This is a genomic window from Mesorhizobium sp. M00.F.Ca.ET.216.01.1.1, assembly GCF_004010325.2.
Lineage (GTDB): Bacteria > Pseudomonadota > Alphaproteobacteria > Rhizobiales > Rhizobiaceae > Mesorhizobium.
On the sequence record NZ_SADR02000625.1, the window covers coordinates 1 to 279 of the forward strand.

1 protein-coding gene is annotated in these 279 nt (G+C 71.0%); it reads left to right on the forward strand.

Features of this window, described 5'->3' with window-relative positions:
• Nucleotides 1-279, forward strand: a 279-nt coding sequence (locus tag EN859_RS37690) for a PhzF family phenazine biosynthesis protein (protein WP_135913776.1), incomplete at both ends; no start/stop codon positions are given.

The window sequence follows — 279 nt, forward strand, 5'->3', positions numbered from 1 at the left end:
GCTTCGGCATAGGCGAGCAGGATCGTCACCAGCCCTTCGCGCCGCATCAGCGCCCGCCCTGTTCCACACGCGCAATCCGTTCGCGTCGGGCGGCGTCTACGAGGATCCGGCGACAGGAGCCTCGACCGCCGCCTTCGCCGGCTATCTGCGCGACCTCGGCTGGCCGCATGGCGGCGCGATCGACATCGTGCAGGGCGAGGACATGGGCATGCGCTCGCGGCTGCATGCCGACATCCCGCCCCAGCCAGGCAGCTCGATCAGGGTGTCAGGCACGGCCCG